The sequence below is a fragment of the Actinacidiphila guanduensis genome (genome assembly GCF_900103985.1).
GTDB lineage: Bacteria > Actinomycetota > Actinomycetes > Streptomycetales > Streptomycetaceae > Actinacidiphila > Actinacidiphila guanduensis.
The window spans coordinates 442,320-468,502 of sequence record NZ_FNIE01000002.1 but is presented as its reverse complement, the minus strand read 5'-3'; the positions used below and the strand labels follow the sequence as shown (position 1 = coordinate 468,502).

22 protein-coding genes, 1 tRNA gene and 1 other RNA gene are annotated in these 26,183 nt (G+C 72.2%); 9 read left to right on the top strand and 15 right to left on the bottom strand.

Translation table 11 applies throughout. The features are described from left to right. Positions 1 to 321 precede the first annotated feature (321 nt). The 8 genes from BLR33_RS05340 to ffs form a co-directional block, all read right to left on the bottom strand. Positions 322 to 1,839: a hypothetical protein gene (locus BLR33_RS05340; protein ID WP_093783075.1), complete on the bottom strand. Its 1,518-nt coding sequence runs from the start codon at positions 1,837 to 1,839 to the stop codon at positions 322 to 324. Continuing rightward, the gene (locus BLR33_RS05335; protein ID WP_093783278.1) at positions 1,836 to 2,402 is read right to left on the bottom strand and encodes a SigE family RNA polymerase sigma factor; all 567 of its coding nucleotides are present in this window, start codon (positions 2,400 to 2,402) and stop codon (positions 1,836 to 1,838) included. The genes BLR33_RS05340 and BLR33_RS05335 overlap by 4 nt, the downstream gene beginning before the upstream one ends. Before the next feature lie 465 nt (positions 2,403 to 2,867). Continuing rightward, the gene (locus tag BLR33_RS05330; RefSeq protein ID WP_093783074.1) at positions 2,868 to 4,142 is read right to left on the bottom strand and encodes an aspartate kinase; all 1,275 of its coding nucleotides are present in this window, start codon (positions 4,140 to 4,142) and stop codon (positions 2,868 to 2,870) included. A gap of 276 nt (positions 4,143 to 4,418) precedes the next feature. After that, positions 4,419 to 5,165, bottom strand: a complete 747-nt coding sequence (locus BLR33_RS05325; protein WP_245771168.1) for a DUF5063 domain-containing protein — start codon at positions 5,163 to 5,165, stop codon at positions 4,419 to 4,421. Beyond that, positions 5,158 to 5,757 carry a recombination mediator RecR gene (gene recR / locus BLR33_RS05320; protein ID WP_093783072.1) on the bottom strand — a complete coding sequence of 200 codons (600 nt, stop codon included), beginning with the start codon at positions 5,755 to 5,757 and terminating at the stop codon, positions 5,158 to 5,160. Before recR ends, BLR33_RS05325 begins: the two co-directional genes overlap by 8 nt. A gap of 198 nt (positions 5,758 to 5,955) precedes the next feature. Further along, positions 5,956 to 6,297 (bottom strand): YbaB/EbfC family nucleoid-associated protein, encoded by a 342-nt coding sequence (locus BLR33_RS05315; protein WP_093783071.1) that lies wholly within the window; start codon positions 6,295 to 6,297, stop codon positions 5,956 to 5,958. A 630-nt stretch (positions 6,298 to 6,927) separates the two neighbouring features. Further along, positions 6,928 to 9,534, bottom strand: coding sequence for a DNA polymerase III subunit gamma and tau (locus BLR33_RS05310; RefSeq protein ID WP_245771167.1), 2,607 nt, complete (start codon positions 9,532 to 9,534; stop codon positions 6,928 to 6,930). A gap of 74 nt (positions 9,535 to 9,608) precedes the next feature. Next, positions 9,609 to 9,705: signal recognition particle sRNA small type (ffs, locus tag BLR33_RS05305), an RNA gene on the bottom strand. Positions 9,706 to 9,777: 72 nt separating this feature from the next. Between ffs and BLR33_RS05300 the strand changes: the two genes are divergently transcribed. Together BLR33_RS05300 and BLR33_RS05295 are read left to right on the top strand one after the other, a co-directional pair. Further along, positions 9,778 to 9,862: transfer RNA gene (locus BLR33_RS05300), tRNA-Ser, on the top strand. A gap of 232 nt (positions 9,863 to 10,094) precedes the next feature. Next, complete coding sequence (locus tag BLR33_RS05295) at positions 10,095 to 11,606, top strand: AAA family ATPase (protein WP_093783277.1); 1,512 nt, start codon at positions 10,095 to 10,097, stop codon at positions 11,604 to 11,606. Between the two features lie 7 nt (positions 11,607 to 11,613). Here BLR33_RS05295 and BLR33_RS05290 read toward each other — a convergent pair whose 3' ends face one another. The 3 genes from BLR33_RS05290 to BLR33_RS05280 form a co-directional block, all read right to left on the bottom strand. Next, the gene (locus tag BLR33_RS05290; protein ID WP_093783069.1) at positions 11,614 to 12,180 is read right to left on the bottom strand and encodes a PIN domain-containing protein; all 567 of its coding nucleotides are present in this window, start codon (positions 12,178 to 12,180) and stop codon (positions 11,614 to 11,616) included. Position 12,181: 1 nt separating this feature from the next. Continuing rightward, entirely contained in the window at positions 12,182 to 12,646 is a 465-nt protein-coding gene (locus BLR33_RS05285; protein WP_093783068.1) for a helix-turn-helix domain-containing protein, read from the bottom strand. A gap of 815 nt (positions 12,647 to 13,461) precedes the next feature. After that, positions 13,462 to 14,466: an AraC family transcriptional regulator gene (locus BLR33_RS05280; protein WP_093783276.1), complete on the bottom strand. Its 1,005-nt coding sequence runs from the start codon at positions 14,464 to 14,466 to the stop codon at positions 13,462 to 13,464. 85 nt (positions 14,467 to 14,551) lie between these two features. On the opposite strand from BLR33_RS05280, the gene BLR33_RS05275 reads away from it, so the two are divergent. Further along, entirely contained in the window at positions 14,552 to 14,944 is a 393-nt protein-coding gene (locus BLR33_RS05275; RefSeq protein WP_093783067.1) for an ester cyclase, read from the top strand. A 56-nt stretch (positions 14,945 to 15,000) separates the two neighbouring features. Next, the gene (locus BLR33_RS35040; RefSeq protein WP_176930134.1) at positions 15,001 to 15,168 is read left to right on the top strand and encodes a hypothetical protein; all 168 of its coding nucleotides are present in this window, start codon (positions 15,001 to 15,003) and stop codon (positions 15,166 to 15,168) included. Positions 15,169 to 15,202: 34 nt separating this feature from the next. Here the strand turns inward: BLR33_RS35040 and BLR33_RS05270 are convergent, their stop codons facing one another. Then, positions 15,203 to 15,562, bottom strand: a complete 360-nt coding sequence (locus BLR33_RS05270; protein ID WP_093783066.1) for a DoxX family protein — start codon at positions 15,560 to 15,562, stop codon at positions 15,203 to 15,205. A gap of 25 nt (positions 15,563 to 15,587) precedes the next feature. Continuing rightward, positions 15,588 to 16,082: a cupin domain-containing protein gene (locus BLR33_RS05265; RefSeq protein WP_176930133.1), complete on the bottom strand. Its 495-nt coding sequence runs from the start codon at positions 16,080 to 16,082 to the stop codon at positions 15,588 to 15,590. Positions 16,083 to 16,163: 81 nt separating this feature from the next. Between BLR33_RS05265 and BLR33_RS05260 the strand changes: the two genes are divergently transcribed. The 4 genes from BLR33_RS05260 to BLR33_RS05245 are packed head-to-tail and all read left to right on the top strand — an operon-like array spanning position 16,164 to position 18,342. Further along, positions 16,164 to 17,015, top strand: coding sequence for a LysR family transcriptional regulator (locus BLR33_RS05260; protein WP_245771165.1), 852 nt, complete (start codon positions 16,164 to 16,166; stop codon positions 17,013 to 17,015). Positions 17,016 to 17,074: 59 nt separating this feature from the next. Then, the gene (locus tag BLR33_RS05255; RefSeq protein WP_265737018.1) at positions 17,075 to 17,659 is read left to right on the top strand and encodes an MmyB family transcriptional regulator; all 585 of its coding nucleotides are present in this window, start codon (positions 17,075 to 17,077) and stop codon (positions 17,657 to 17,659) included. 51 nt (positions 17,660 to 17,710) lie between these two features. Next, positions 17,711 to 18,076 (top strand): hypothetical protein, encoded by a 366-nt coding sequence (locus BLR33_RS35035; protein WP_176930131.1) that lies wholly within the window; start codon positions 17,711 to 17,713, stop codon positions 18,074 to 18,076. After that, positions 18,073 to 18,342 (top strand): MBL fold metallo-hydrolase, encoded by a 270-nt coding sequence (locus BLR33_RS05245; protein ID WP_093783064.1) that lies wholly within the window; start codon positions 18,073 to 18,075, stop codon positions 18,340 to 18,342. The genes BLR33_RS35035 and BLR33_RS05245 overlap by 4 nt, the downstream gene beginning before the upstream one ends. 103 nt (positions 18,343 to 18,445) lie before the next feature. Here the strand turns inward: BLR33_RS05245 and BLR33_RS05240 are convergent, their stop codons facing one another. Then, positions 18,446 to 19,696, bottom strand: a complete 1,251-nt coding sequence (locus BLR33_RS05240) for a chitinase (protein WP_093783063.1) — start codon at positions 19,694 to 19,696, stop codon at positions 18,446 to 18,448. 351 nt (positions 19,697 to 20,047) lie between these two features. Here BLR33_RS05240 and BLR33_RS05235 point away from each other — a divergent pair, with 351 nt between their 5' ends. Next, the gene (locus BLR33_RS05235) at positions 20,048 to 21,112 is read left to right on the top strand and encodes a PucR family transcriptional regulator (protein WP_093783062.1); all 1,065 of its coding nucleotides are present in this window, start codon (positions 20,048 to 20,050) and stop codon (positions 21,110 to 21,112) included. Here the strand turns inward: BLR33_RS05235 and BLR33_RS05230 are convergent. Continuing rightward, the gene (locus BLR33_RS05230) at positions 21,037 to 26,145 is read right to left on the bottom strand and encodes a DNA repair ATPase (RefSeq protein ID WP_093783061.1); all 5,109 of its coding nucleotides are present in this window, start codon (positions 26,143 to 26,145) and stop codon (positions 21,037 to 21,039) included. The genes BLR33_RS05235 and BLR33_RS05230 overlap by 76 nt on opposite strands. Positions 26,146 to 26,183: the final 38 nt, after the last annotated feature.

Genomic DNA, 26,183 nt, shown 5'->3' with positions numbered 1-26,183 from the left:
GTGGGTCAGGGGCCGATGTGGGCGGAGGCGAGGTGGGCGCGGGCGAGTTGCCACTTCGCAGGGAGGGTGGGCGGCTGTGAACGAGAACAGTAGGGCACCGCGGCCTCCGCCCGTACCCGGCAGCCAGCACCTGCGGCGCTCTGATGAAAGGGCACCCGTTGGCCGATGCGAGCGGCGAACTCCCGCGCGAGCGCGGCCCTTGTCGCCTGTGGCCGCCCCTGTGCCCGGACGGCAACCGCTGAACGGCGGGCCAGGCGCGCGGCCCCAGCGAGAGCGTCAGCCCGGGACCGTCCACTCGGGACGGCCCCGCGGGGACCGGCATCAGGACGCGGGCGCGTCCACGGGGGCCGGGATGGCGGCGGTGGTGTAGACGGTGCCGGAGCAGGCGTTGGGGATGACCGGGCCCGGGACGACGGGGGCGCCTGCGGCCGGGGTGTGGTCGAGCTCGATGGCGGAGGGCGGGGCCGCCGTGGTCGAGGTGTCGTGGGTGGGAGCGAGGCCGGTGGAGCCCGGGTTGCTGTCCGTGCCGGTGCCCGCGTCGGTACCGCCGGTGGCGGTCTCGGTCGGGGTCGCCGTGGGGCTGGCGGGCGGCGTGGTCGGGTCGCCGTCGGTGCAACCGCCGGCCGTGGGCACCCAGGCGAAGGCGACCTCGTAGTCCTGGCCGGGGCTCAGGACGACGGGCCCGATGGAGTCGGGTACGGGGAGCCCGGTGGCCGCGTCGCCCGCGGTGTGGGCGACGACCTGGATCGAGCCCGGGGTGCCCGTTCCCTGGGGGATGGCGGTGACCAGGCCCGGGCCCGGCACGGCGCAGGGCGAAGTGGAGACGTTGGCGACGCGGAACCAGCCGTAGACGCGGCCGTCCGCGTCGGGGGAGCCAGCCGAACTGGTGCCGTCGCCGAGCTGGGTGCTGGCGCAGTCGGGAACGGCCTGCCCGGTGCCGCTCGGGGTCGGCCCGCCGGTGGGCCCCACGCCCGCGACCGGCTTGGACGTCGCCCCGCCCGAGGTGGCTGCCGTCCGCGGCGGCTCGGCGCCCGAGGTGCGGGCGCGGTCACCGGAGGGCGAGGCCGCACCCGCGGACGAACTGAGCCCGGCGGGGGCGGCGTTCGTACGGTCCGAGGTGTCGGCCGCGCGGATCACCGCCGGCACCGCCAGCCCCGCGAGCAGTACGGCGGCCACCGCGCCGACCGCGGCCTGCCGCCGGCGCTGCCGCCGCAGGGGTACGGCCCGCCGCAGGTGGTCCAACGCGTCCGGCGACGCCGACAGCCCCTCCACCGCCTGGTGCATGAGGCTGCGCAGCGCGGCTTCATCGACGCTGAGCCCGTCGAGGTCGTCGTGCCCCTCGGGCGTCACGTCGAAGATGTGCGGCACAGGCGGGACAGCCCGGGGCGCCGCCTTCAGCACGACGGTTTCGGGTAGTGAGGTCTCGGGCGCCGCGGTCTTGGGCGCGGCAACCGGCTTGCCTGGCTTGGCCGCGTTCAAGGGTCCATCGAGCGCTGTCGGCTCGCCACCGCGTCCGGCCTGGCCCGGCACCGACTCGGCAACCGGCTCCCCTTCCGGGGCGACCGCGTCCGCTGCCGGCTCCGCCGACGCGCTCTCGGCCGCCGTGCCCGCGCCTGGGGTGTCCGCCGAAGCGTCCTTGCCCGGCCCCTCGTTGCCGGGCACGCTTTCCTTCGACGAACCCTCGCCCGGCGCGCCCTCGTTCGGGGCGGCCGGCGAGGCCCCGCTCAACGCAGCCTCGTTCGGCCCCTCGCTCCGCTCGGGCCGCACCTGCCGCTGCTCCGAGCGATCCGGCTGCTCCGGCATGGGCGGGGTGCCCTCTTCGGGGGCGGGGCGGGTCATGTCGTCGCCTCCATCGCGACACGAAGCGCGGCGAGTCCTCGGGAACCGTATGCCTTGACCGAGCCGAGGGAGATGCCCAGCGTCTGGGCCACTTGCGCCTCGGTCATGTCCGCAAAGTACCGCAGGACCAGGACCTCGCGCTGACGGCGCTGCAGCTTGCGCATCGCGGCCTTGAGCTGGTCGCGCTCCAGCAGCTCGTACGCGCCCTCCTCCGCGCTCGCCATGTCCGGCATCGGCTTGGCGAGCAGCTTCAGGCTGAGGATGCGCCGGCGCAGCGCCGAGCGGGAGAGGTTGACGACCGTCTGACGCAGGTAGGCCAGCGTCTTCTCGGGGTCGCGCACGCGGCTGCGCGCGGAGTGCACCCGGATGAACGCCTCCTGCACCACGTCCTCGCAGGAGGCGGTGTCGTCCAGGAGGAGCGCGGCGAGGCCGAGCAGGGAACGGTAGTGCGCGCGGTAGGTCTCGGTGAGGTGGTCGACGGTGGTGCCCACGGCCATCGGCGCGTCAGCACCCTCCCGTTCGGCGCCCGCGACCCGGACCGGCCAGGGGGCGATCACCGGCAGCCCACCGCGTACGGTGCCCGCACCGTGGTCCGCCGCGCGCGGCCGCGGGATACGCGGGGGCAGCACGGTGCCGCCGCGTCGCCCGAACGCCGTCTCGATTCCCCAAGCCTCCGCCACGCCTGTTGGACACGTATCCCCCCGCCAGGGTTGTACGCGCAGGGCAGGTTCACCGATCGACCGCCGACTATGCCCATGCGTACCAACTCTTCCTCGGTGCCCCCGTCAGCGCCGCGCGGCCCCCCGGTCCGTCCTCGGCGTGCCACCCACCCTAGGGCAGGGCGCTGACATGAAGACGCTCCCCCACGGCGGACGGTTCCGGCCGGCTGCGGCCGAGTTTGCCGCCGAGGAGGAGCGCTTTCCGCTGTCACGAACAGTCCTGGGCAGCAGTGGGCAACTGTGGGCAGCCGCGAGCGCCGACAAACTGCCGGCGGCGCCTGGAGCCGCGGCAGTCGGCGCCGGGCGGGATCAGCGCCCGGTGCCCCCGTACACGACCGCCTCGTCGCTCTCGCTGTCCAGGCCGAACGCCGAATGCACCGCCTGCACAGCCGAGTTGACGTCGTCGATCCGGGTGACGACCGAGATCCGGATCTCCGAGGTGGAGATCAGCTCGATGTTCACGCCCGCGTTGGACAGCGCCTCGAAGAAGGTCGCCGTGACCCCGGGGTTGGTCTTCATCCCGGCCCCGACCAGCGAGATCTTGCCGATCTGGTCGTCGTAGCGCAGGGAGTCGAAGGCGATCACCGTCTGCGCCTTGGTCAGCGCCTCGATCGCCTTGTGGCCCTCGGCCTTGGGCAGGGTGAAGGAGATGTCGGTGAGCCCGGTGGCGGCGGCCGACACGTTCTGCACCACCATGTCGATGTTGATCTCGGCGTCGGCGATGGCCCGGAAGATCGTCGCGGCCTCGCCCGGCTTGTCCGGCACGCCGACGACCGTGACCTTGGCCTCGGACGTGTCGTGCGAGACGCCCGAGATGATCGCCTGCTCCATCGGCCTGTCTCCTTGCGGCGGTTCGTTGCTGACCCAGGTGCCCGGAAGTCCGGAGAACGAGGAACGCACGTGGATGGGGATGTTGTAGCGGCGGGCGTACTCCACGCAGCGGTGCAGCAGCACCTTCGAGCCGGAACTGGCCAGCTCCAGCATGTCCTCGAAGGCGATCCAGTCCATCTTGCGGGCCTTCTTCACCACCCGCGGGTCCGCGGTGAAGACGCCGTCGACGTCGGTGTAGATCTCGCACACCTCGGCGTCCAGCGCGGCCGCCAGCGCCACCGCCGTGGTGTCGGAGCCGCCGCGTCCGAGCGTGGTGATGTCCTTCTTGTCGTGCGAGACGCCCTGGAAGCCGGCCACGATGGCGATGTTGCCCTCGTCCAGCGCGGTGCGGATACGGCCCGGGGTGACGTCGATGATCCGCGCCTTGTTGTGCACGGAGTCGGTGATCACGCCGGCCTGGCTGCCGGTGAACGACTGCGCCTCGTGGCCCAGGTTCTTGATCGCCATCGCCAGCAGCGCCATCGAGATGCGCTCGCCGGCGGTCAGCAGCATGTCGAACTCGCGGCCGGAGGGGATCGGCGAGACCTGCTCGGCGAGATCGATCAGCTCGTCCGTGGTGTCGCCCATCGCCGACACCACCACGACCACCCGGTGGCCGGCCTTCTTGGTGTCCACGATCCGGCGGGCGACCCGCTTGATGCCCTCGGCATCGGCGACTGAGGAGCCGCCGTACTTCTGCACGACAAGGGCCACGTGCGCTCCTCGCTCAGGGTGAATACGTCCGAATGCGGTCAGCCCAGTCTAACGAGCGGCAACCCTGCGCCCCGGACGTATCGCATGCTGAGACGCGGGGCCCAGCAGGTGATCACCGCGAAGGCCCGGCAGCGGCACCAGTACCAGCACCAGTGAGGGCAGCAGCAAGTGCCTCGCGCCAGGACCGCGCCACCGACTCCCGTCCACCAGCCGAGCGGGTGCGTACCCGGTACGTGCCGCTATGCGCTGAGCCGTACCGGTACGTCCCGGAGGAACCTAGCGGCGCCGCCGCTCCCGCAGCCCGATCGTGCCGAGCTCGGCCTCCATCACCCGGCCCGCCTCCTTGGCCAGCGTCTCCTCGTCGTCCGCCTCGTTGCCCGTGTCCAGGCCGTCCAGCTCGTCCAGCGGGCTGTCCAGCCGGACATGCGCCACCAGCGACTGCAGGGCGCGCAGCGACGCGCTCGCGGTGGGCCCCCAGTTGGAAAGGTAGGAGAACTGCCACCACCACAGCGCCTCCGAGACCCGCCCGGCCCGGAAGTGGGTCAGCCCGTGGGCGAGGTCGGCGACGACGTCCGCGAGGTCGTCGGAGATGCGGCACGCGACCGGCGCCGAGCGCGGCACATAGGGGTCGAAGACCTCGGAGTAGACGTCGATCGGCTCCAGCAGGGTCGCCAGGCGCTGCCGCAGGTCGTCCTCGTCCGGTTCCGGGCCGGCGTCCGGCTCGTACCGCTCGTCCGGGACGATGTCCTCGTGCGCGCCCAACCTGCCGCCCGCGAGCAGCAGTTGGGAGACCTCCAGCAGCAGGTAGGGCACCGCGCTGTCCGGGTCGTCGCCCTTGGCCACCTCGCGCACCGAGAGGATGAAGCTCTCGATCTGGTCGCCGATCTGCACCGCGAAGCCGTCCGGCTCCTGCCGCACCGGGTCCGGCCGCCCACCGCGGCCCGCGGCGCCGGAGGCGCCCGCCGTGCCCGTCGTAGCGCTGGTCATTTCCCTGTCGTCCTTGTCCACGACTGCGTCAGACATCGAGCAACCGCCTCCCTTCGAAGGCCCGCCCCAGCGTGACCTCGTCCGCGTACTCCAAGTCGCCACCCACAGGTAGGCCACTGGCCAGTCTCGTCACGCGCAAACCCATCGGTTTCACCATCCGGGCCAGGTAGGTCGCCGTCGCCTCGCCCTCGAGGTTCGGGTCCGTCGCCAGGATCAGCTCGGTCACCGTGCCGTCCGCGAGGCGGGTGAGCAGTTCCCGTATCCGCAGATCGTCCGGGCCGACGCCCTCGATCGGGCTGATCGCCCCGCCGAGCACGTGGTATCGGCCGCGGAACTCGCGGGTGCGCTCGATCGCCACCACGTCCTTGGGCTCCTCGACCACGCAGATCACCGCCGGGTCGCGGCGCGGGTCGCGGCAGACCCGGCACTGCTCGTCCTCCGCGACATTGCCGCACACCGCGCAGAACCGCACCTTCGCCTTCACCTCGGACAGCGCGTGCGCCAGGCGCCGCACGTCCGCCGGGTCCGCCTGCAGGATGTGGAAGGCGATCCGCTGAGCGCTCTTGGGACCCACGCCGGGCAGCCTGCCCAGCTCGTCGATGAGGTCCTGCACCACGCCTTCGTACACGCCGCGCCTTCCTTGGTCGCTCGCTCGGGGTCGCTACGGGGGAGTTGTCGGATGATCAGAGGGGTCGGGGTTCCGGACTGATGTGGTGCCGGGTCCGGTGGCCGTCCGCCGGGGCCCACACCGTACGGGCCGGTGCCGCGCCGTTCCACGGGTACGGCGCCGTACCGCTCGGCTCGGCTGCCGCGTACCGGCCTCCGCTCAGAGGCCGAGGCCCGGGAAACCGCCGCCGCCCAGGCCCTGGGCGAGCGGGCCGAGCTTCTCCTGCTGGAGCGACTGCGCCGCCTCGTTCGCGTTGTGGACCGCGGCGACCACCAGGTCGGCGAGGGTCTCGGTGTCGTCGGGGTCGACCGCCTTCGGGTCGATCACCAGCGCGCGCAGCTCGCCCGCGCCCGTCACCGTGGCCCGCACCAGGCCGCCGCCGGCCGAGCCCTCCACCATCGCCTCGGCGAGCTCCTGCTGGGCCGCCGCGAGGTCCTGCTGCATCTTCTGCGCCTGCTGGAGCAGCGCCTGCATGTTGGGCTGACCGCCACCGGGGATCACGGAATCGCTCCTGCCTTGTGCCGCCGCTTGCGCGGGGTGCCTCGTCGTGCTTCTGCTGTACGTGCGGTTGTACCTGCGGTGCTGCCGGTGCTCGCACGGCCGGTCGGACGGCCGGTCGCCGAGCTGTCGGGCGGGCCGCGGCGGGGTGCCGTGTCCGCCGTCCGGCTGCAGCGCCGTACCGCGTTCTGGTCGCGTGTCGAGCCTACGTGCTCGTACGGCGCCGCGCCCTACGCCGTAGGGAGGATCGGTGTGGCGGGGCTGTGGCGGTTTTCCGTACGGCCCGCACACGTGGGAAACGGTTCTCGGAGCGGGGCGGTTCCCTACGGGGTTCGTGTGGGTCCCTACGGGGTTCGTCGGGTCCGTACGGGGTTCGTCGGGTCCGTACCACCCGCACGCAAGCGGGAAGGGTGTCCCGTCATGACGCGCCGCCTGAGCCGTAGCCGACAGGGTGCCCACGTCGGGTTCGTACAACCCGAGGGCGGGCTGGGAGGGTGCCCCGACATGCGTACAGCCCGAGCGCAAGCCGACGGGGTGACCGCATCGAACCCGTACAACCCGCACGGAAGCGTCGCCCCCGCCCCTCCCTCCGTGCCAGCCGCGGCAGCGGATCCGCTGCCCCGCAGGGCCCGCTCACTCGTGCTGGATCTCCTCGATCACCGTGGCGCCAAGGCCCTTGATGAACAGGTCGTGGCCGCTGAGCGCCGAGTCGACCAGATCGGGGTCGTCGTCCTCGGGGATGTCGTCCTCGAGCGGCGGGGGCTCGGACATGCCGGTGGCGTACGGCCCCGAGGGGGCGTACGCCGTCGCGTTCGCGGTGCCGGCGCCGGGCGCCGGGCCCGCACCCGGGGCCGGGCCCGCGCTGCCCTGCCCGCCGGAAAGGGCGCGGCTGTTCGGGGCCTGCGCCGGGCTCGGGCCGGGAGCCGACGGCTGTTGTGCCTGGCCGCCGCCCGTACCCGGGGTGTCACGGCGAGCTGCCGGCGGGGCGCCGTACCCGTCACCGGGCGCACCCTGGCCTGGGCCCTGGCCGTACGACGACCCTCCGCCGTACCCGCCCTGGGGCGCTCCCCCCGGACCAGGACCGCCGCCGCGAGGTGCGCCACCGCGGCCGCCGCCCCCGCCGCCACCCGGGTCCACCAGCGTCTCGATCCGCCATTGGCCGCCGCCGACCGAAGCGATCGCCTGCTTCAGCACGTCCTCGCTGTCGCCGTTGGCGAAGCTGTTGCGCGCCCCGGGGTTGTCGAAGCCGATCTGCAGCGTCTCGCCATCGAACCCGACGATGCGGGCGTTGTTGAGCAGCAGCATCCACGTCAGCCGCCGGTGCTTGACGGCTTCCAGGATCTGGGGCCAGAGCTCGCGTACCCGAGAGGGGTCGCCGACGGATGCCACGGCGCTCGGCTGCGGCGGCGGCTGCTGCTGCGCGGGCGGTCGAGGCGCTTGCTGCTGTTGGGGCGCCGGGGCCTGCTGAGGCGGCGCGCCGGCGCCGGGGGACGCCGCGGTCGGCCAGGCACCGGGGCGGGGGGCGCTCTGCGGGGGCGGGCTCTGCGGCGCACCGTGCTGACTCGTGCCCGGGGTGCCCTGGCCGCCTTGCCCTCCTGGTACGCCCTGGCCGCCTTGGGCTCCGCCCTGGTTCACCACGGGCCAGGCGCCGGGGCGACCGGACGGACGGTTCTCCGCCGTACCGCCCGCCGCCGTACCGCTCGCGGCGCCCTGCTGCGGGTACGCCGGCGCGGCCTGCGGGGACGGTGCCGCGTTCTGGTACGCGGGGTCCGCTGCCTGGCCGACCTGCGGGTCCGGGGTGCTGGGGGCCGAGTACGCGGCCGGGTTCGCCGGTGCCGGTACGCCCTGGGGCGCCCCGATGGACTGCCCCTCCGGCCCGGTTGCCGCAGCCGCCGGCGTACCTGCCGTACCCGTTGCGCCTGGTGCCGTACGGCCGAGTGCCGCCCGAGCCGCCGCCGGACCCGCGGGCCCCGCCGGGCCGCCCGTACCCGTGCCGCCGCCGACGCCCGACGCGCCTGCCGCACCGTACGCCGCCGGGTCCGTACCGCCGCCCGCTCCGCCGTACCCGCCCGTACCGACCGGGCCGGCGCCGCGCTCGAGCCGTTCCAGCCGGGCCTGCAGCGAGCGCTCGTCGTCGTACGCGGCGGGGAGCAGCACGCGGGCGCAGATCAGTTCGAGCTGCAACCGCGGGGAGGTCGCGCCGCGCATCTCCGTCAGCCCGGTGTTGACCAGGTCGGCCGCGCGGCTCAGCTCGGCGGCGCCGAAGACCGACGCCTGCGCCTTCATCCGGTCCACCACGTCGCGCGGGGCGTCGATGAGGCCCTTCTCCACCGCGTCGGGCACGGCGGCGAGGATCACCAGGTCGCGCAGCCGCTCCAGCAGGTCGGTGACGAAGCGGCGCGGGTCGTGCCCGCCCTCGACCACGCGGTCCACGATCTCGAAGACGGCGGCGCCGTCGCCGGCCGCGAAGCCGTCCACCACGTCGTCCAGCAGGGCGGCGTCGGTGTAGCCGAGCAGGGCGGTGGCCATGGCGTACGTCACGCCGTCGTCCCCCGCGCCGGCCAGCAGCTGGTCCATGACGGACATCGAGTCGCGCACGGAGCCGGCGCCGGCCCGGACGACCAGCGGGTAGACCCCGTCCTCGACCCGGATCGCCTCGCGCTCGCAGACCGCGGCGAGGTGGTCGCGCAGGGTGCCGGGGGGCACCAGGCGGAAGGGGTAGTGGTGGGTGCGCGACCGGATGGTGCCGATGACCTTCTCGGGCTCGGTGGTCGCGAAGATGAACTTCAGGTGCTCCGGGGGCTCCTCGACGACCTTCAGCAGCGCGTTGAAGCCGGCGGAGGTGACCATGTGGGCTTCGTCGATGATGTAGATCTTGTAGCGGCTGCTCGCGGGGCCGAAGAACGCCTTCTCGCGCAGGTCGCGGGCGTCGTCCACACCACCGTGCGAGGCGGCGTCGATCTCGATGACGTCGATGGAGCCCGGCCCGTTCCTGGCCAGGTCGGTGCAGGACTGGCAGACGCCGCAGGGGGTGGGGGTGGGGCCTTCCACGCAGTTCAGACAGCGGGCGAGGATGCGCGCGCTGGTCGTCTTCCCGCACCCGCGCGGCCCGCTGAACAGGTACGCGTGGTTGACCCGGTTGTTCCGCAGCGCCTGCTGCAGCGGGTCGGTGACGTGCTCCTGCCCGATGACCTCGGCGAAGGTCTCGGGCCGGTAGCGGCGGTAGAGGGCGAGCGACACGAGTACGAGCCTATCGGCGCCCACCGACAAGCGGACCCCGAGCCGCGGTGGGGGGCTTTTACGGGGGTGCGACACGCGAAGACCCCCCACGCACCCGCCAGAGCCCACCTACCCTTGCTGCCTTCCGGCCCTGGGGGAGTTCAGCGAGATAGCGCCACGTGAGGGGCTGCGCCCAACCCTACCCCACCCCCACCCCGCGAACGAGTTCGCTCCCACCCCCCTCCACCCTGTAATGTCTCCCCCGGAGGATTCGCCTAGAGGCCTAGGGCGCACGCTTGGAAAGCGTGTTGGGGGCAACCCCTCACGAGTTCGAATCTCGTATCCTCCGCACCGGCTGACCAGCCAGAACGAAGACCCCGGACCGCTCCAGCGGCCGGGGTCTTCGGCATTCTCCGGTCTCACTTCCAGTCTTGCTCATCTCCGACATCAGCGACATTTGCCGTGATCCATCTGCGCGCACCCCGGAGGGCACGGAGCCCGCGGACCGCGGGTACGCGCCGCAACCATGCAGATATAGGGGTACGCTTTATAGAGACGTACTTCTCTATATGGGGCGGGCCATGGACAAGCCCGCCGACATGTTCGACCGGGACCACGAGTGGTCGGCGCTGAGCCGGTTCATCACCGATCCTCAGCCAGGAGCGACCCTGGGCGTGGTCTCCGGGCGTCGTCGCCAGGGCAAGACGTTCCTGCTGGATGCCGCCTGCCGCGCCGCCGGAGGATTCTACTTCGGTGCGACCGAGGCCGCCGACGCCGAGTCGCTGCGGCGGATCAGCGCGGCGCTGACCGCTCACGTCCGCCCTGCCAGCCCGTTCCACTTCGCCAACTGGTCAGAGGCCGTCGATGCACTGCTCGCACTCGACGCCGAGAGTCCTGTCCCCGTGGTGATCGACGAGTTTCCGTACCTCGTCAAGGCCAACCCGGAGCTGCCGTCGATCGTCCAGGAGGCGCTGCGGCCTCTGCGTGACCAGCGCGCCGGCTCCCGTACCCGGCTGCTGCTGTGCGGATCGGCCCTGCCCTTCATGGGCCGGCTGCTGTCTGGCAGTGCCCCACTGCGCGGACGGGCCGGACTGGAGTTGGTCGTCCGTCCCCTCGACCACCGTCTCGCCGCCGAGTTCTGGGACATTTCCGATCCCCACCTGGCCATGAAGGTGAACGCGATCGTGGGCGGCACTCCCGCATACCGGCGCGAGTTCGCACGCGGGGACAGCCCGAAGGGCCCGGACGACTTCGACGCCTGGGTCGTCCGCACCGTACTCAATCCGGAAACTCCTCTCTTCCGTGAGGCGCGCTATCTGCTGACCGAAGAGCCCGACCTGCGGGATACCGCTCTGTACCTGTCCGTCCTGGCCGCCGTCGCGGACGGCAACGCCACCCGCGCGGGCATGGCCGGCTACCTGGAACGGAAGGCCACTGACATCGCGCACCCCATCAACGTCCTCGAAGACGCCGGGTTGCTCCACCGGGATGCTGACGTCTTCCGCGACAACAGGCCCACCTATCGCATCTCCGAACCGCTGATCGGCTTCTACCACGCGATCATGCGGCCGGTCTGGGACCAGCTCGAACGCCCGGGCAGTGCAGCAAGGGTCTGGCAGGCCAGTCGGCGCCGCTTCGTCAGCAACGTTCTCGGACCGCACTTCGAGCAGGTCTGCCGCGACTGGGCGCTGCATCACGCCGACCCCGAGCTCCTCGGCGGCCTGCCCGCCCGCGTCGGACAAGGCGTCGTCCACGACCCCAAAGCCAAAACCGGTCATGAGGTCGACGTGGCGGTGATCGGGATCGCCGATGGCGAGAAGCCGCCGCTCCTGGCCGTCGGAGAGGCCAAATGGAACGACATCATGGGTGCTGCTCACATCGAACGTCTTCGGCACATCCGCGACCTGGTCACTCTGACGGGCCGCTATGACACCACAAACACGCAGCTCATGTGCTTCAGCGGAGCCGGCTTCAACGACAAGGCGCACGCCGCAGCAGCAGCCGACCCCGCCGTCCGGTTGATCGATCTGCCCATTCTCTACGGCCAGGCATCATCGTCGGACCAGTCTGCCGGGAACGTTCCACCGCGCTGACATTGTCTCAGACGCCTGAATTCGGGCCGCTGCGAAGCATGCTCACCGCCCCGATCAACTGCGACCTCTCCAACTGGTCCAAGACGTCATCGAAAGTGACCGGCTTCCGTGTACGGCTGTTCGCTATCTCCATCACACAGCCGTAGACGACCCGGTCGTCCAGGTCGATCAAGTCCATGACGAAGTCGTCGGCCGTCTTGCGTTCGATGTCCCAATTGGTGAGGTAGTCGGCCGGGAAGTCCTTACGGTTGTCCGTCACGATGACCTGTGCGCCACTCTTGATGGCCGCGGCGAGCACGTGCCGGTCGTTCGGGTCCGGCAGTTTGAGTCCCTCGATGAGCGACTCGTAGCCGGTGACCAGGCAGTCCCGTACCGCTGCGTTCATACGACTGCGGAGCTCTGTGCGCTTCTCCTCATCTCCGACACCGTTGCGCCGCAGTGCCTCCTGCACCTCGTCAAGGATCTGCTCGGTCCACTTGGCTTGGACGATGCCGTGCCGGGCCAGGCGGATCAGCAGATCCCTGACGGTGTTGGGGTAGAGCACGTTGGCGTCATACAGGACAACGAAGGCCATATCAGAGGAGCCCCAGCTCTTCGTCGAGGCTGGTGAGGGAGTCGGCCGCGGCCTTGCGGTCGCGGTCGTCCTTGCGCTTGTACTCCATGACGTCGTTGAAAGTGACACGCCTGTGCCGACCGACGAGTTCGAACGGGATCTCGCCCCTCTCCAGGAGCCCGATCAGGTAGGGCCGCGAGACGTTCAGCATGTCTGCTGCCTGCTGCGTGGTCAGCATGGCGTTGACCGGCATGAGCTGAACACCCTGGCCGTTGGCAAGCGCGGCAAGCATCGTTGCGAACATCTCGACGGTAGCCCGGGGCAGAACGAGCGGATCGTCGTCACCGTGTTCACCGAGGATGGTGATGTCGGTGGTGGCGTCGGTGCTGTGGGCGAGATAGTCGCGGATCCTGCGCAGGGCTCGCTGCGCGCTTCCGGCGTCGACCGTCCCGGGAGCGATCTTGCGGCCCTCTGTTGCTGCAGCCATGTGGACACTCCTTCCCCTAGTAATCGCAGTATCCGCAGTATTCGAAATATTCGCAACCGTACCGATGGTAACGATCTCACGAGTCACGCTTCGGCTCGCCCCTCGATCGAAGGGGCAACCCGGGCACTCGGAACTCTCGTGCTCGTAGCACCTCCGGGATTCGCAGGTCGGCGGTGGTACGCATGGACAGGTGCCGCGACCGGACCGATCATCGACGCCGATGCCCACCGGACGGCTGAAGTCCTGATCGGCGGTATGGAAGGCCGCGGCTACCACCGTGCGCGTGCGACGCCGCCATGGCATCGACTCGGCCACACATCCCGTCCGGCTCACGAACTCCCCACCCGCCAGGACCAGGGAAACGGGTGAGCTCCACTGATCGCGCGCCAGGCAAGGTCACGTAACCCCCGGGTGCACGAAGCGCCGGCTTTCGGGGTTCGGTTCGGCGTGACGCCGTGGTGTCGGTCGGTCGGTCGCGAGGCGGGGCGGGTGAGGCACCCGGACGCTGGCGGTTGACCGCCTGGTCGCGCGTGAGGCGGTGTGGTGCGAGGCCGCCGCTCTGCTCGGGTAGGGCATGCCGGTCGCGGCGGTGGCGCGACTGCGGGTGTCGGCGGAGATTGTGTATGGGGTGGGTCCCCGTCAAGATCGGCGGGATTGTCCCCGTGGCGGGCCAGCATCGACCGGTGATGCCGGTCACCGGCCTTGATCGCCTACCGACTAGGAAGGCCATCAGCCAACTCGCACGCGCCCGATCACGTTCTTCGGCACTGGCATGTTCAAAGGGGCAGTGACCGTCGCCACAGAACCGGCTCGGCCTACCGGCCAACCGGCATTTGCCCGCCTTCGCGTTCGACGAGGCCACTTGCAGCACGCCGTGCGTCGTCGCGGAACTGCCGCGGCGAAACGCCTACGACACGGTGAAACGCCGTGCTGAACGCACTCTCCGACTCATATCCGGTTGCAAAGGCCAGTTCGGAGATGGAATGCGTGTCACGGCGAAGTGCGTCACGGGCGAGGCTCATCCTCCACTGGATCAGGTATTTCAGGGGTGCGACGCCGACCTCTTTCTTGAACTTGGCCGCGAAAGCGGATCGAGAAAGATTGCTGATGTCCGCGAGTTCACGAAGGGTCCAGCGGTAGGCCACGTCGGCGTGCATGGCGCGGAGCGCTGCGCCGATTCCGTCATCGCCGAGTGCTCCCAGCCATCCGGCGGGCCGGTCGGTTTGTGCGACGTGTGCTCTGATCACATGAACGAACATGATCTGTGCGAGATGGTCCAGGACCAGGGACCGTCCTACAGCTCTGCTCTCGACCTCGAGCCCCAACAGTTCGGTTACGTAGGCAACTTGGCGAATCAGGGGATTCTTCGCCGGCAGGTGCACGAGCGAGGGCAGGATCTCCAGCAGGAGTGGAGCATTGGCCTCGTCGAACCATAGGGACGCCATGCACACGTAGTTGACCTCGTCGGCCTCGGCACCAAGCCGTGCGACGCCTTGCGAGGCACTCTCGAACAATTCTCGGCCGGGTCGGGGCGTCGCGGTCAGTGAACTGGCGAGAGCGTGCGGGCCGGGAGAGGTCAGGAGGAAGAAGTCGCCTTCCTCCAGATGCAGAGGCTCACGTCCTTCCACTACCAGCCAGCACGCGCCGCGAACCGCGCATCCGATCTTGACAAAGTCAAAGGCGTCGAACTGTACCGCCCAAGGCGCTGCGGCATGCAGGCCGGGGTGGGCCTCGGTCCGAGGTCGCAAGAGGCCGATCGCGTCGGCCACCGGATCGGAGGGCGCCACGGTCGGCGCGCTGGACGATCGGTGAAGAACCATGGACGACACGTTATGGATCGTAACATCGGGTCGGGTGAAGCTGGTGAGACCAGTAAGGCTCTGGACCACCACCAAGCGAGGAACCATGTCCGACACTGACCTGCGCGCCTTCTATGCGCGTTACATCGAGACGCTCAATGCTCACGACTTCGCCCGCGTTCGAGACTTCCTCAGCGACGACCTCACGTACTTCGGCGACGCCGTTACAGCTGATCTGATCGTTTCGGCGCTGACCGACCTCGGGAACACGGTTCCGGACCTGCACTGGGAGATTCAGGAGCTTTCCGTAGACGGCGGCCACCTGGCTGTGCGCCTACTGAATACCGGCACGCCCGTCAAGGAGTGGCTGGGTGTGGCGCCCTCCGGAGCCTCCTTCGAAATCGTGGAGTTCGCCGTCTACCACATCCGTGATGGTCGGTTCGTGCACATGACGAACGTCCACGACGCGGAGGCATTGCGCAGGCAGCTGGCTGCGTGAAAGACCGGACCGCACATGAAGAAAACAGCGGTCCAGCTCCCCAGCCTCACGCTTTCGTGAACCGCTATGACACCACCAACACGCGGCTCATGTGCTTCAGCGGAGCCGGCTTCAACGACAAGGCGCACGCCGCGGCAGCGGACCCCGCCGTCCGGTTGATCGACCTGGCCACCCTCTACGGGCAGGTGTCAATGACAGCGGGCGGAGGGCGGCCGGTCCCGTAGTCGCCGCATCCGCCCGCTCACAGCCTGGGCTCGGTCACAGCCCTGTGGTCAGCCAGATGGACACGGCCGCCGTTGCGATGAGGGCGGCGTTGAGGGCGATCCGGCGGTCTTCGCCGGTCAGGTGGACGGCGATCGCGCCGGTCTGCAGGAGTACGAAGCCGATGGCCGCGGCCGTCGCCAGCCAGGGTGCGATACCCGTCAGCGGCGGCAGGATCAGGCCGATCGCGCCGAGTATTTCGACCGTCCCCAGCGCCCTGACGGCAGGCAGCGGTATGCGGTCGACCCAGGCCATCATCGGCCGGAGTTGATCGCGGCTGCGGATCACCTTCAGCGTGCCCGCGTAGACGTAGAAGGCGGCGAGCAGCCCCGCGACGATCCAATAGGCGATGTCCATGATTCCCCTACCCTCAGCCTCAGCCTCAGCCGAGGTCCGTGGCGGGCGCGGTCGCGTACCGGCTCATCGCGTCGATGTTGGCCTGGGGCGTCAGCGGCACGCCGCCGGCGAGTGCTTCCTGGAGGTCCCGGAAATACTGCACGTACTGGTCCGGGGTGAATGTGCTGAGCATGACGGCCGGTTCGTCGGTCAGGTTGGCGAAGGTGTGCGGGGCACCGGGCGGAACCATCACGAGCGTGCCCGCGGTGGCGTCGTAATCCTCGTCCCCCACGGTGAACCGCACGGTGCCGGACAGCACGTAGAAGCCCTCGTCGTGCCGGGCATGGCGGTGCTGCGGCGGTCCCTGCGTGTGCGGGGCGAGGACGGACTCGGCGATCGCGAGGCGGTGCCCGGTGTGGCTGCCGTCCTCCAGCACCCGCATGCGCGTCGTACCCAGAACGATCGTCTCGCCCTCACCGGGACCCGTCACCGATACGGCGGTGGGAGTCTGCGGCTCGCTGGTCTTCGCTTCTTCGGTCATGCCCACGAGTTCACCGCCGGGCCCCCGGGGCTGTCCAAGACCTGTCCCGCACCGCCGATACCTCGCGGGTATCGTTGCAGCGTGGAGCTACGTACCCTGCGCTACTTCGTGGCGGTCGCCGAGGAACTCCACTTCGGCCGGGCCGCCACCCGGCTGCACATGAGCCAGCCGCCGCTGAGCCGGGCGATCAAGCAGTTGGAGGCCGATGTCGGGGCTCTGCTCTTCGTCCGCTCGCCTGCCGGCGTCGCGCTCACTCCGGTGGGCACCGTGCTGCTCGACGAGGCGCGGGCCCTGCTCGAGCATGCCGACCGCGTCCGGGGACGCGTGAGCGCCGCGGCCGGCGCCGCGACCATCACCATCGGCATCCTGGGCGACGGCACCGACCCGGGAGCGGCCAGGCTGGCCGCCGCCTACCGCCGGCACCACCCCGGCATCGACATCCGCGTCCGCGACACCGATCTGACCGACCCGACCTGCGGGCTGCGCGCCGGGCTGGTGGACGTCGCGCTGACCCGGGCACCCTTCGACGTGACCGCTCTGACGGTGCGTGCGCTGCGGAGCGATCCGGTCGGCGTGGTGCTGCGCGCGGACGATCCGCTGGCCGACCGCGACGGGCTTCGGCTGGCCGAACTGGGCGACCGCCGCTGGTTCCAGTTCCCGGAGGGCACCGACCCCGTCTGGCAGTCGTACTGGAACGGCGGCAGACCGCGCCGGGGACCAGTGGTGCGCGCCGTCCAGGAATGCCTGCAGGCGGTGCTGTGGAACGGCACGGTCGGCCTGGCCCCGCTCGGACACGACCTGCCCGCGGAGCTGGCCGTGGTGCCGCTGCTCGACATGCCGCCGAGCCACGTGGTGGCGGTGTGGAACGAGGGCGACACCAACCCGTTGATCCGGTCCTTCATCCAGATCGCGACAGCCGCGTACCGTCGCTGAGCAACCGGTCGCTGAGCCTCCGGTCACTGAGCAGCCCGTGCTGCCGCAATGCGTGAACGATCCGAACGCACGCTCCCGAACTCCCGTCAGAGCGGTCCAACATGGCCCGCCTGGTCTTCCTCGACTCGCACGTCCGCGCGCTCTACGCGGACTGGCCGAGCAAGGCCAGGGCGGTGGTCGGGAACCTCCGCCTGGTCGCCGGCCGGCACCCGGAGGACACCGCCCTGCACGCGCTGGTGGGCGAACTGTCCGCCAAGAGCGGGGAGTTCGCCGCAATGTGGGCCGACCACCGGATCACGGCGTGCACGGTCGCCCCGTACGAGATGCGCCATCCGCTGGTGGGTGCGCTGATCGTGACCCAGCAGTCCCTGAGCCACGGCCCGGGCCCGGTCGTGGTGGCCGCCGCCACCGCACCGGGCTCCCCCGCCCGGGCCGCACTGACCCTGCTCGCCCAACTCACCGCGAGGACGGGCGACTTCACCGAACCGGTACGGACGAGGTCCCGCGTCGGCCAGGACCGACCCGCGCGGGACGTAACACCCCGCACTCGGCACCGTACGACGGCGGCCCCCTTAACGGCTGGCCGTCCGCACGCGGCAACGCCCCTGGCGTGCCCCCCTTCGAACCCGCACGTGTCGGCGTGACGCTGCCGCATGCCCGAAAACACCCGAACATATACCGGAACAGGAGCAATTGTGCGGCTTTTCCGCTCCGCCCTCACCGCGGGCCTCCTCGTCGCGGCCACCGCCACGGCCCTCGCCCCCACCGCGGCCTCGGCCGCAGGGCCCGTCCCCATCGCACCCGCGCCCGCCGGCGCCGCGGCCTCGCCCACCCCCGCACACATCCCCACCGCCGCGCCCGCATCCACCCCGAGCGCCCCCAACCTCACCACCCCCAGGATCGCCGACCACTTCGACCTCGCCACAGGCCAGACGCCCGAGAACATCGCCCTGACCCCGAAAGGCGACGCCTACGTCACCTTCGCCGCCGCCCGCCAACTCGCCGAGATCACCCGCACCGGCGCCGTCCGCGTCCTCGCCACCCTCCCGGCGCCGCCGTGATCACGCTCGACTCCCGCGGCGAACAGGCCCTGTTCGCGGGCGACATCCTGCACACGCCCCTGCAGATCACCCACCCCGGCCACAACAGCTGCTTCGACCTGGACCCGGCCGGCTCCCGCGCCACCCGCCTGCGCCTGCTCACCTGGGCCGCCGACAACAAGGCCCTGCTGCTCCCCGCCCACTTCAGCGGCCGCACCGCCCTGGAGATCGAGCACGCCGGCAGCGGCTTCGCCATCAAGCAGTGGGGCCCCTTCCCCCGGTATTGACCCGGGTACTGACCCCCCGGGGAACACGCGGGATCACGCGTACGGCCCGGCCCGGCGGGTGCCGGGTCGGGCCGTACGCGTGGGGATGAAGGGTGCCGGGAGGTCAGCAGGCGCCGAGGTCCTGCCACACGCCCCATTGGCCCGTGGTGCCCGGCTCCTCGCCCTGGGTCCACCACTTGGCCTGCCAGGTGTGGCCCTTCCACGAGACCTTGTCGCCGCCCACGTAGATCTGCGAGGAGCTCCAGGAGGCCGTGGTGCAGGTGCCGGTGCCGCCGGTCGTGGAGCCGCCGGTGGTCGAACCGCCCGTCGTCGTACCGCCGGTGGTGGTGCCGCCGGTGGTCGTCCCACCCGTCGTGCCGCCCGAGGTGCCGCCGGAGCCGCCCGCGTACTGCTGGAAGGCGTCGGTGAAGGCCAGCGGGCTCTGGCTGATCTCGCTGCACGTGGGCAGGGAGTTGGCGCTGCCGCCGCACTGCTGGTCGCGGGTGACGGCCCAGAACGCCAGCCGCCCGACGCCGTGCTGGGCGGCGAAGCTCTCCACCGTCTGGGCGTCGGCCAGGGTGAAGGTGGACCCGTCGTCGTTCTTGCCGATCATCGGGGTGATGCCGAGATTGGCGTAGGAGTAGGAGGAGTCCACGGACTGCATCTGGGCGAGGGTGGCCTGCGCGGCCGAGACCGAGCCCTGGCCCATCTCGGTGCCGGTGCCCGAGTAGAAGTCCATGGTCATGATGTTGACCACGTCGATCTTGACGCCCGCGGTCTTGGCGGCCTTGATGATGTTGACGCCGTCGCCGGTCAGGCCGCTGGCCAGCACCGGCAGGGTGACGGAGAACTTCAGGTTGGGGTTGGACGCCTTGAGGTCCTTCATCGCCTGCATCTGGCGGGCGGCCGCGCCGGTGTCCGCGATGGCGGCGCCCTCGATGTCGAAGTCCAGCTGGGTGACGCCGTAGTCGTTGATGAGTGCCTGGTAGCCGGCGTCGATCGAGCTCTGGTTGCTGCAGGTCCAGGCGAGCGGCAGGCCGCTGGCGCCGCCGGAGGAGATGATCACCGAGGCGCCCTCGGACTTCGCCTTGGCGATCAGCGGGTCGGTGAAGGAGTCGGCGCCGATCGGGAGGGTGTCCCCCCAGATCTGGTTGCAGCCCGAACCGAGCACGAAGGCCGCGGTGTACGCCTTGAGCCCGTGTCCGGTGATGGCGGTGTCGAGCAGCCCTTCCTGGCTGTTCGACATGTCGACGTAGGGAGCGACGGAGTAGACGTTGGTCGCCGCGGCATTGCCGGCGGGGGCCAGGGCGACGACCGCACCGGCGGTCGCGAGGGTGAGTGCGGCGGCCGAAGCCGCCCATGTCGCAAGGCGCATGGAAGCCCCTCGAGCGAGAAGTGGTGGGGGGAGTGCGTTTTCTGGCCTGAGTTGGTACGTACCAAACAGCGCGCAGGCCCACCTCGTCAAGAGGACTAGACCAGATTTCCGGTTCTTTCCTGTCCCCCCGTCCTGTTCGCGTCCCTGTCCCGTCCTTTCCGCGTCCGGTTCCCGCCACACCGGGCCGGACCTTTCGGGCCGTCGGCGGTGTTCCGCCAGGGACTTGACAGCGCGGGCCGCGACGGTCTCCCATTACCTGTTCGGCGGGCGGACCCGCGTCTACGGGGTGCCGTTCGCCGTCCTGCCGCCGGAGGCAGGTGCGCCGGTGTACGTCGGGGGAGGACGCGGGAGTTGACGACCGTCGGAACTGAGGCGGACGCGGGCGGGGACGGTGCCTGGCGGCGGTCGCTGGAGGAGGTGGCGCGCAGCGGTCGGCGGCTGCGGCGCGAGGAGCTGGACGCGCTGCGCGACTACGGCGATCAGGCCGCCGAGCACGGCCGCGGCCTGGCCGAGCTGATCGACGAGAAGCTGGCCGCCGCGGGCCGCGTCTGGGCGGGCGAGCCGGTGGACGCGGCCTCGATCGCCGCCCTGCGCGCGGCGGTCGCCGCGCTCGCCGAGGGCCACAGCCGGGCCTACCGCGAGCGGCTGCGGCGCGAGGAGACCGGACGCCGCGAGTTCGTCGCCGACCTGCTGAGCAGCCGCAGCGACCTGGGGCGGCTGGCCGAGCACGCCGAGCGCTTCGGACTCAACCTGGCCTGCGCGCACGTGGTCGCGGTCGCCGAGGGCGACGGCTACGACCTGGACGACCCCTTGGTCCGCGCGCTGGAGCGGCAGTTGCTCGGCCGCTTCGGCGAGCAGGAGGTGCTGCTGGCGGTCAAGCACGGGCGCCTGGTGTGCATCGTGCCCTCCGGGCCCGGCGAGGACGCGGCGGTCAAGGCGTTCGCCGAACTCACCCAGGAGCGCCGGATCGTGGTGGGCCGCCCGCACAGCGGCCCCGGCGGTGTCGTGCGCTCCTACGAGGAGGCGCGCTCGGCCCTGGAGCAGGCGGACCAACTCGGCCTGCAGGGGCGGCTGCTGCACGCGGCGGACCTGCTGGTGCTGCCGGTGCTGCTGCGCGACCGCGACGCGCTGGAGGAGCTGGTGCGCAGCGTCCTCGGACCGCTGCAGAACGCCCGCGGCGGCGCCGGGCCGCTGCTGGAGACGCTGACCGCGTACGCCGACGCACGCTACGTGTCGGCGGAGGCGGCACGGCGGCTGGGGCTGAGCGTGCGGGCGCTGGCCTACCGCGTCGCGCGCATCGTCCGGCTCACCGGCCTGGACCCGGACGACGCGCTCCAGCGCTACACCCTGGAGACGGCGGTGTTCGGCGCGAGGCTGCTGGGCTGGCTGGACGAGGACGCGCGCCCGGCGCCGTAGCCCGCGCACAACACGCGCCAGCGGGCGGCCTGTTCGGGGGTGGCGCGGCCGCGCAGCAGGGCAAGTTTGAGCAGGTTGGCCTCCGCGGTGCTGCCGAGGGTGCGGGCCTCGGCGAGGTAGTGGTCGTCGATCAGGGCCTCGACGTCGGCCGCGCTCTGCGCCGGGTCGATCCGGGCGGCCAGCCGCGCCATGGTGCGGTAGGAGCCCTGGAGCAGGAACGGGGGCTCGGTGCGGTCGGCGTCCTCCTGCGCGGCGGAGGCGATGTAGGCGCCGTTGACGGCGAGGACGGTGCGCTGGACGCGGCGGAGCCGGGCGAGCGCGGCCACGGCCCGGTCCAGCTCCGGTACCGGGCGGCTGAGCCGGTCGGGCTGCGCGGCGGGGTCGCCGTCGGCGAGGGCGACCAGCAGGCGCAGGTCGGCCGGGTCGGCGCCGGCGAGCGGCGCGAGCACCGGGTTGGCCGCGAGCGTGTTCTCCAGGAAGGAGAGCGCGAAGAGGTCCTGGTGGGCGGTGAGCACTTCGCCGAGGTTCCACACGTCGGCGCGGTTGGCGAGCATGTCCGGGACGGCGAAGCGCTGCCCGCTCGCGGTGTACGGGTTGCCGGACAGGCACACCGCGAACCGGCGGCCGCGCAGGTCGAAGCTGCGGGCCACGCCGTCGCTGACCGCCTCGATGCGGCGTTGCGCGTCGCACAGCGGGATGAATCGCTGGAGGAGTTCGGCCGAGACGTGCTGGATGTCGTCCACGTGCAGCAGCACATTGCTGCCGGCCTCCAGGGCGAACACGATCTTCTCGACCTCGCGCCGGGCCGCGGCGTCGGGCGCCCGGTCGGGGTCGAGTGAGGTGGTCCCCGCGCCGAGTGCCGGGCCGTCCGCGCGGACCATGAGCAGACCGAGGCGGTCGGCGATGTACTCCAGCAGCGTGGTCTTGCCGTAGCCGGGCGGGGACAGGAGCAGCAACAGGCCGCTGCGGTCGGTGCTCGCGGCGGTGTCCGCGGTGCCGAGCTGCTTGGCCAGGGCGTCGCCGACGAGCGGCAGGTAGACCTGGTCGATGAGCTGGTTGCGCACGAAGCCGTCGAGCGGGCGCGGGCGGTGCTCGGCGAGGCGCAGCCGCTCCCGTTCGGCGTCGAGCGCCTGGGCCCGCCGCCGCTGGAAGGCGCGGAAGGCCGGCGCCCGCTCCTCGCGGAACGCCCGCGCCCGGTACGGCAGTTCGTCGATGCGTACGGTCAACTGGCCGGCTCGGACGCGGGGGTGGTCGCCGAGCAGGCCGGTGACAGTCTCGGCGACGGGGGCGGTGATCGCGTACCGCGGCAGGTCCGGCGCGCACAGGTGGGCGACGGCTTCGGTGACGGCTGCCGCGACTCCTTCCGACAAGCCCGCGGTGGGGCCCTCGGCGGCCGCCCCTGCGAGGCCCGCGGTGGCACGTTCGGTGGCGGCCGTTTCGGCGAGGCCCGCGTCAGCGCCCTGGGGGCCACCCGCCGAAGGGCCAGCCCCGGCAGGGCTCGCGCCCTCGGCCCCGACTCCGACTCCGGCCGGGGCAGAGCGCCCGCCCTCCGCCCCGCCCCCGAGGCCCACGCCGCCCCCGACACGGCCGTCCGCACCGCCCTCGCCGTCCGCCCGGCTCCCCGCGTACGCGGCCAGCCAGGCCGTTGCGAGCTGGTGCCGGGCGGGCAGGTCCGGGCCGAGCGCCTTGAGGTCGGCGAGGAGTTCGGGGGCCGCGTCGGTGTGCAGGAAGCCGTCCAGCAGCGTGCGGGCGGCGGTGCCGGCGGCGAACCCCTCGCGGGTGTCGGCGAGTTGGGCGGTCAGGTAGCCGCCCGCCCGCGGCGGCCGGGGCAGGCCCGCCGAGGTCAGGAACTCCTCGACGGCGCCGGACAGTTCGGCCGCGAGGTCGGCGAGCGCCGTTCCGCCGGGCCCGAAGCGGGCGCGGGCCAGGGCGAGCGAGCGGGCGCGGCGCTGCCAGGCCGCCCGCCGGGCCTCGTCGGTGCCATGCGCCCAGAACAGCTGGGCCGCCGCCCGTACGCCAGCGGGGTGCTCCAGCAGCCCGGCGCCGGCCCGCAGCCGCAGCAGGGCACCGAGGATGAGGGCGGCGTCGTGGTCGTGCACCCCGCGCTCGTACCCCTCGTCGTAGGCGCGCTCGGCGGCGCGGCGGACGTGGTCGAGCAGAAGGTCGTGGTCGAGCGGAACACCGTGGTCGAGCACGGCGTCGTGGGCGGGCAGGGCCCCATTGGCGAGCCCGGGCGGCAGGTCCCGGCGCGTGCCGCCGGTCCCCTCCCCCGGTGCCGTCCCCGGCAGCAGCGCGGCGGCGAGGTATTCCGCCCGGTAGAGCGCCGGTGACTCGCTGACCAGCGGCTGGGTCCAGAACTCGGCGTCGGCCGGCAGTTCGGGCAGGTGGGCCGGGCGGCGGTAGGCGGTGCTGGTGACGAGGAAGGCGAGCCGGCCGCCTTCGGGCCGCAGGGTCAGCTCGACGCCTTCGCGGCGGACGGCGAAGCGGTGCCGGCCCAGCCGGACGGTGGCGCCGCCGTCGTCGGAGAGGTCGGTGCGGTCGCGCAGGTCGCGCAGCGCAGTGCGGACGGCGCCGCGCAGCCCGTCCTCCAGCTCCTGGGCGCGCACCCGGTCGTCGAGGCCGCGCAGTTCCTCGGCGGCGGCGCGCACCCGTACCGCCATCGGGTCGGCGGCCTCGGCGGCGTGGATGTCGGCGGCCGCCGGTAGGGCGGCGAGCCGGCGGCGCAGGGTGTCCAGGGCGCGCCGGGCGGCGGCCGCGACGCGGTCGGCGCGGGCCGCGGCCTCGTCCAGCAGGGTCTGGCGGCGGGCGGTGAAGGACTGCCGGATCTCCTCGCGGCGCACGGCGAGGTCGGCGGCGAGATCCTCGGCCTCGGCGAAGCGGGCCTCCAAGGCGTCCACCCGCAGCAGCAGCCGGGCGAGGTGGTCGTCGCAGGCCGCCGGGGTGTCCGCGGCGGCCAGGGCGGCGGCGGTGGCCTGGACGAGCAGGGCGGACTCCGCGGCGTGGGCCGCGCGGTGCTCGGCGTCGAGCAGGGTGCGGCGGCGGCCCGCCAGGATCGCGCGGGCCCGGTTGACGGCCGCCAGGACCTCGCCGATGGCCAGGAGGACGGCGGTGCCCAGCGCCGGGTCGGCGGCGACGGCGCCGGTGACCAGGTCGGTCACGGTCATCAGGGCGTCCGCCCGCTGCGCGAGCCGGTCGGCCAGCCGGTCGGCCTCGGCCGCGGTGGCGACGCTCCCGGCGTCCTCTGCGGCTTCCTGCGCGGCCGCGAGCGGGGCGGCGAAGGCGTCGGGGCCGGCGAAGAAGGCGAAAGCGCGCCCGGTGGCCGAGGAGAGCTCGGCCGCCAGCTCCGACTCGACCTGCTCCAGTGCCGCCAGGTCCAGTTGCGGCAGCTCCCGCAGGGTACGGGCGCGGCCCTGGGCCCGGCGCAGCTCGGCGAGCAGGTCCGTCCACGCCTCGGTGTCCTCGGGTGGCTCGCCGTGCGAGCGGCGGATCAGCGCGGCGGCCTCCTCGCGGGCCCGGTCCAGCGCCTCGGCGGCGTGGGCGGCCAGGCCCCTGATCCGGGCCTGCTCGGCGAGCATCTGCTCGGCGGCGTCCCGCAGTTCGCCGAGCACGTCGAGCAGGCCGGCCTCGGCGAGCCAGTAGTGGCGGTCGGCCGCTTTGGCGCAGGCGTCCAGGACGAGTTCGGGGGTCGCGGCGGGCTGCCCGCCCGGGGCGGCGCCGGCCGTGCGGACGACGTCCAGGCAGTCGGCGATGCCGCGGACCAGGTCGGCGTTGCCGATCCGGGCCAGCGGGCCGTCGCCGACCGGCTGGGCGGCGGCGTGGTCGGCGGACTGGAACGGCGTCTGCCACAGCTGGAGTTCGTGCGCGTGGACCGGCTCGCGGTCCGGTTTGAGCAGCACCAGCGTGCCGTCGGGGAGCACGGTGTGCGCGGCCCCCTGCAGAGCGGCGGCCGCCTCACGGCGCACGGTGTTCCAGGGCAGCAGCAGCACTTGGGCGCGGTCGGGGCGGTGCAGGACGTAGAGCAGGTCCTCGCCGTTGGGCGAGGGGAGCACGTGCGCGAAGCGCAGCACGCCGGAGCCCCCGTCGCCCTCGACGCGGAACGTGCGGTGGGTGCCGTCGGCCAGTTCGTAGCCGCGCGGGAAGAGCAGTCCCTGCTCGGCGGGGAGCAGCCGCGCGCCCAAGGACAGCGAGTCCTGCCGGCGGACGGTCCCGGTGCGGGTGTTGACGACGAGGTAGCGGTCGGCCGGCTCGTTGTACGGGCGCACCCGCACCACCAGCAGCGGGCCGGCCTGCGCGTAGGCGACCGCGGCGTCGGCCAGGCTCTGCAGCGGCTCGTCCACCGGCTCCTCGTGGAGCAGCCGGTCGCCGGGCAGGGCCCGTACGGTGAGGGCGCCGCCGGTGGTGGCGACGGTGACCGCGACAGTACCGCCCTCGCTCCCCCCGCCCGTCTCGATCCTGATCCGGCCGCGGTCGTGGTGCTCGCGCCCGGTCGTCGTCCAGGCCAGTTCGTGGACGGGCGGCTGCGGCAGGTCGCGCTCGCCGTGGTTGCCCAGGTACTCGAACCGGTCGGGCCCGGTCTGCCAGCTGAGGACCCGCTGGTCGCCCTCGTTGTCCCCGGTGCGGAACACCGCGAGCAGCCGCCCGGCCGGGGTGCGCACCAGGTCGGCGAGGCGGGCCTCACGGTAGTAGCGCAGCAGTTCGGCCAGGTCGCGGTGGAACCGCTCGTCGTCCAGCAGGCCGGGCACCGCGTCCTGGTCCAGCGCGGTGCCGTCCAGGGCGTGCAGGGACAGCAGCCCCGCACCGAGGTCCGGCGCGGTGGTGCCGAGCAGCAGGACGTCGGGGCGGACGGCGACGAGGCCGCAGGCGGTGCCCGCGCCCGCGGTGCGCAGCCGCGCCGAGCCGGCCAGCGCCAGGGGGCGCGAGCCGAACGCCTCCTGGCGGCGCGCGTTCAACTCCTGGGCCCGCCGCTCCAGTTCCCCGGCACGTTCCACGAGCCGCGCCCGCAGGATCCCGTAGGTGCCGTCCTCGACGCCCATCACTGCTTCCCCATGTCCCTTTGTCGCAACGGTCCTTG

Coding starts and splice junctions, on each gene's coding strand:
- BLR33_RS05340 (WP_093783075.1), bottom strand. CDS start 1,839: ATGACCCGCCCCGCCCCCGAAGAGGGCACCCCGCCCATGCCGGAGCAG.
- BLR33_RS05325 (WP_245771168.1), bottom strand. CDS start 5,165: ATGTCTGACGCAGTCGTGGACAAGGACGACAGGGAAATGACCAGCGCT.
- BLR33_RS05295 (WP_093783277.1), top strand. CDS start 10,095: ATGGACAAGCCCGCCGACATGTTCGACCGGGACCACGAGTGGTCGGCG.
- BLR33_RS05290 (WP_093783069.1), bottom strand. CDS start 12,180: ATGGCCTTCGTTGTCCTGTATGACGCCAACGTGCTCTACCCCAACACC.
- BLR33_RS05285 (WP_093783068.1), bottom strand. CDS start 12,646: ATGGCTGCAGCAACAGAGGGCCGCAAGATCGCTCCCGGGACGGTCGAC.
- BLR33_RS05280 (WP_093783276.1), bottom strand. CDS start 14,466: ATGGTTCTTCACCGATCGTCCAGCGCGCCGACCGTGGCGCCCTCCGAT.
- BLR33_RS05275 (WP_093783067.1), top strand. CDS start 14,552: ATGTCCGACACTGACCTGCGCGCCTTCTATGCGCGTTACATCGAGACG.
- BLR33_RS05270 (WP_093783066.1), bottom strand. CDS start 15,562: ATGGACATCGCCTATTGGATCGTCGCGGGGCTGCTCGCCGCCTTCTAC.
- BLR33_RS05265 (WP_176930133.1), bottom strand. CDS start 16,082: ATGACCGAAGAAGCGAAGACCAGCGAGCCGCAGACTCCCACCGCCGTA.
- BLR33_RS05240 (WP_093783063.1), bottom strand. CDS start 19,696: ATGCGCCTTGCGACATGGGCGGCTTCGGCCGCCGCACTCACCCTCGCG.
- BLR33_RS05230 (WP_093783061.1), bottom strand. CDS start 26,145: ATGGGCGTCGAGGACGGCACCTACGGGATCCTGCGGGCGCGGCTCGTG.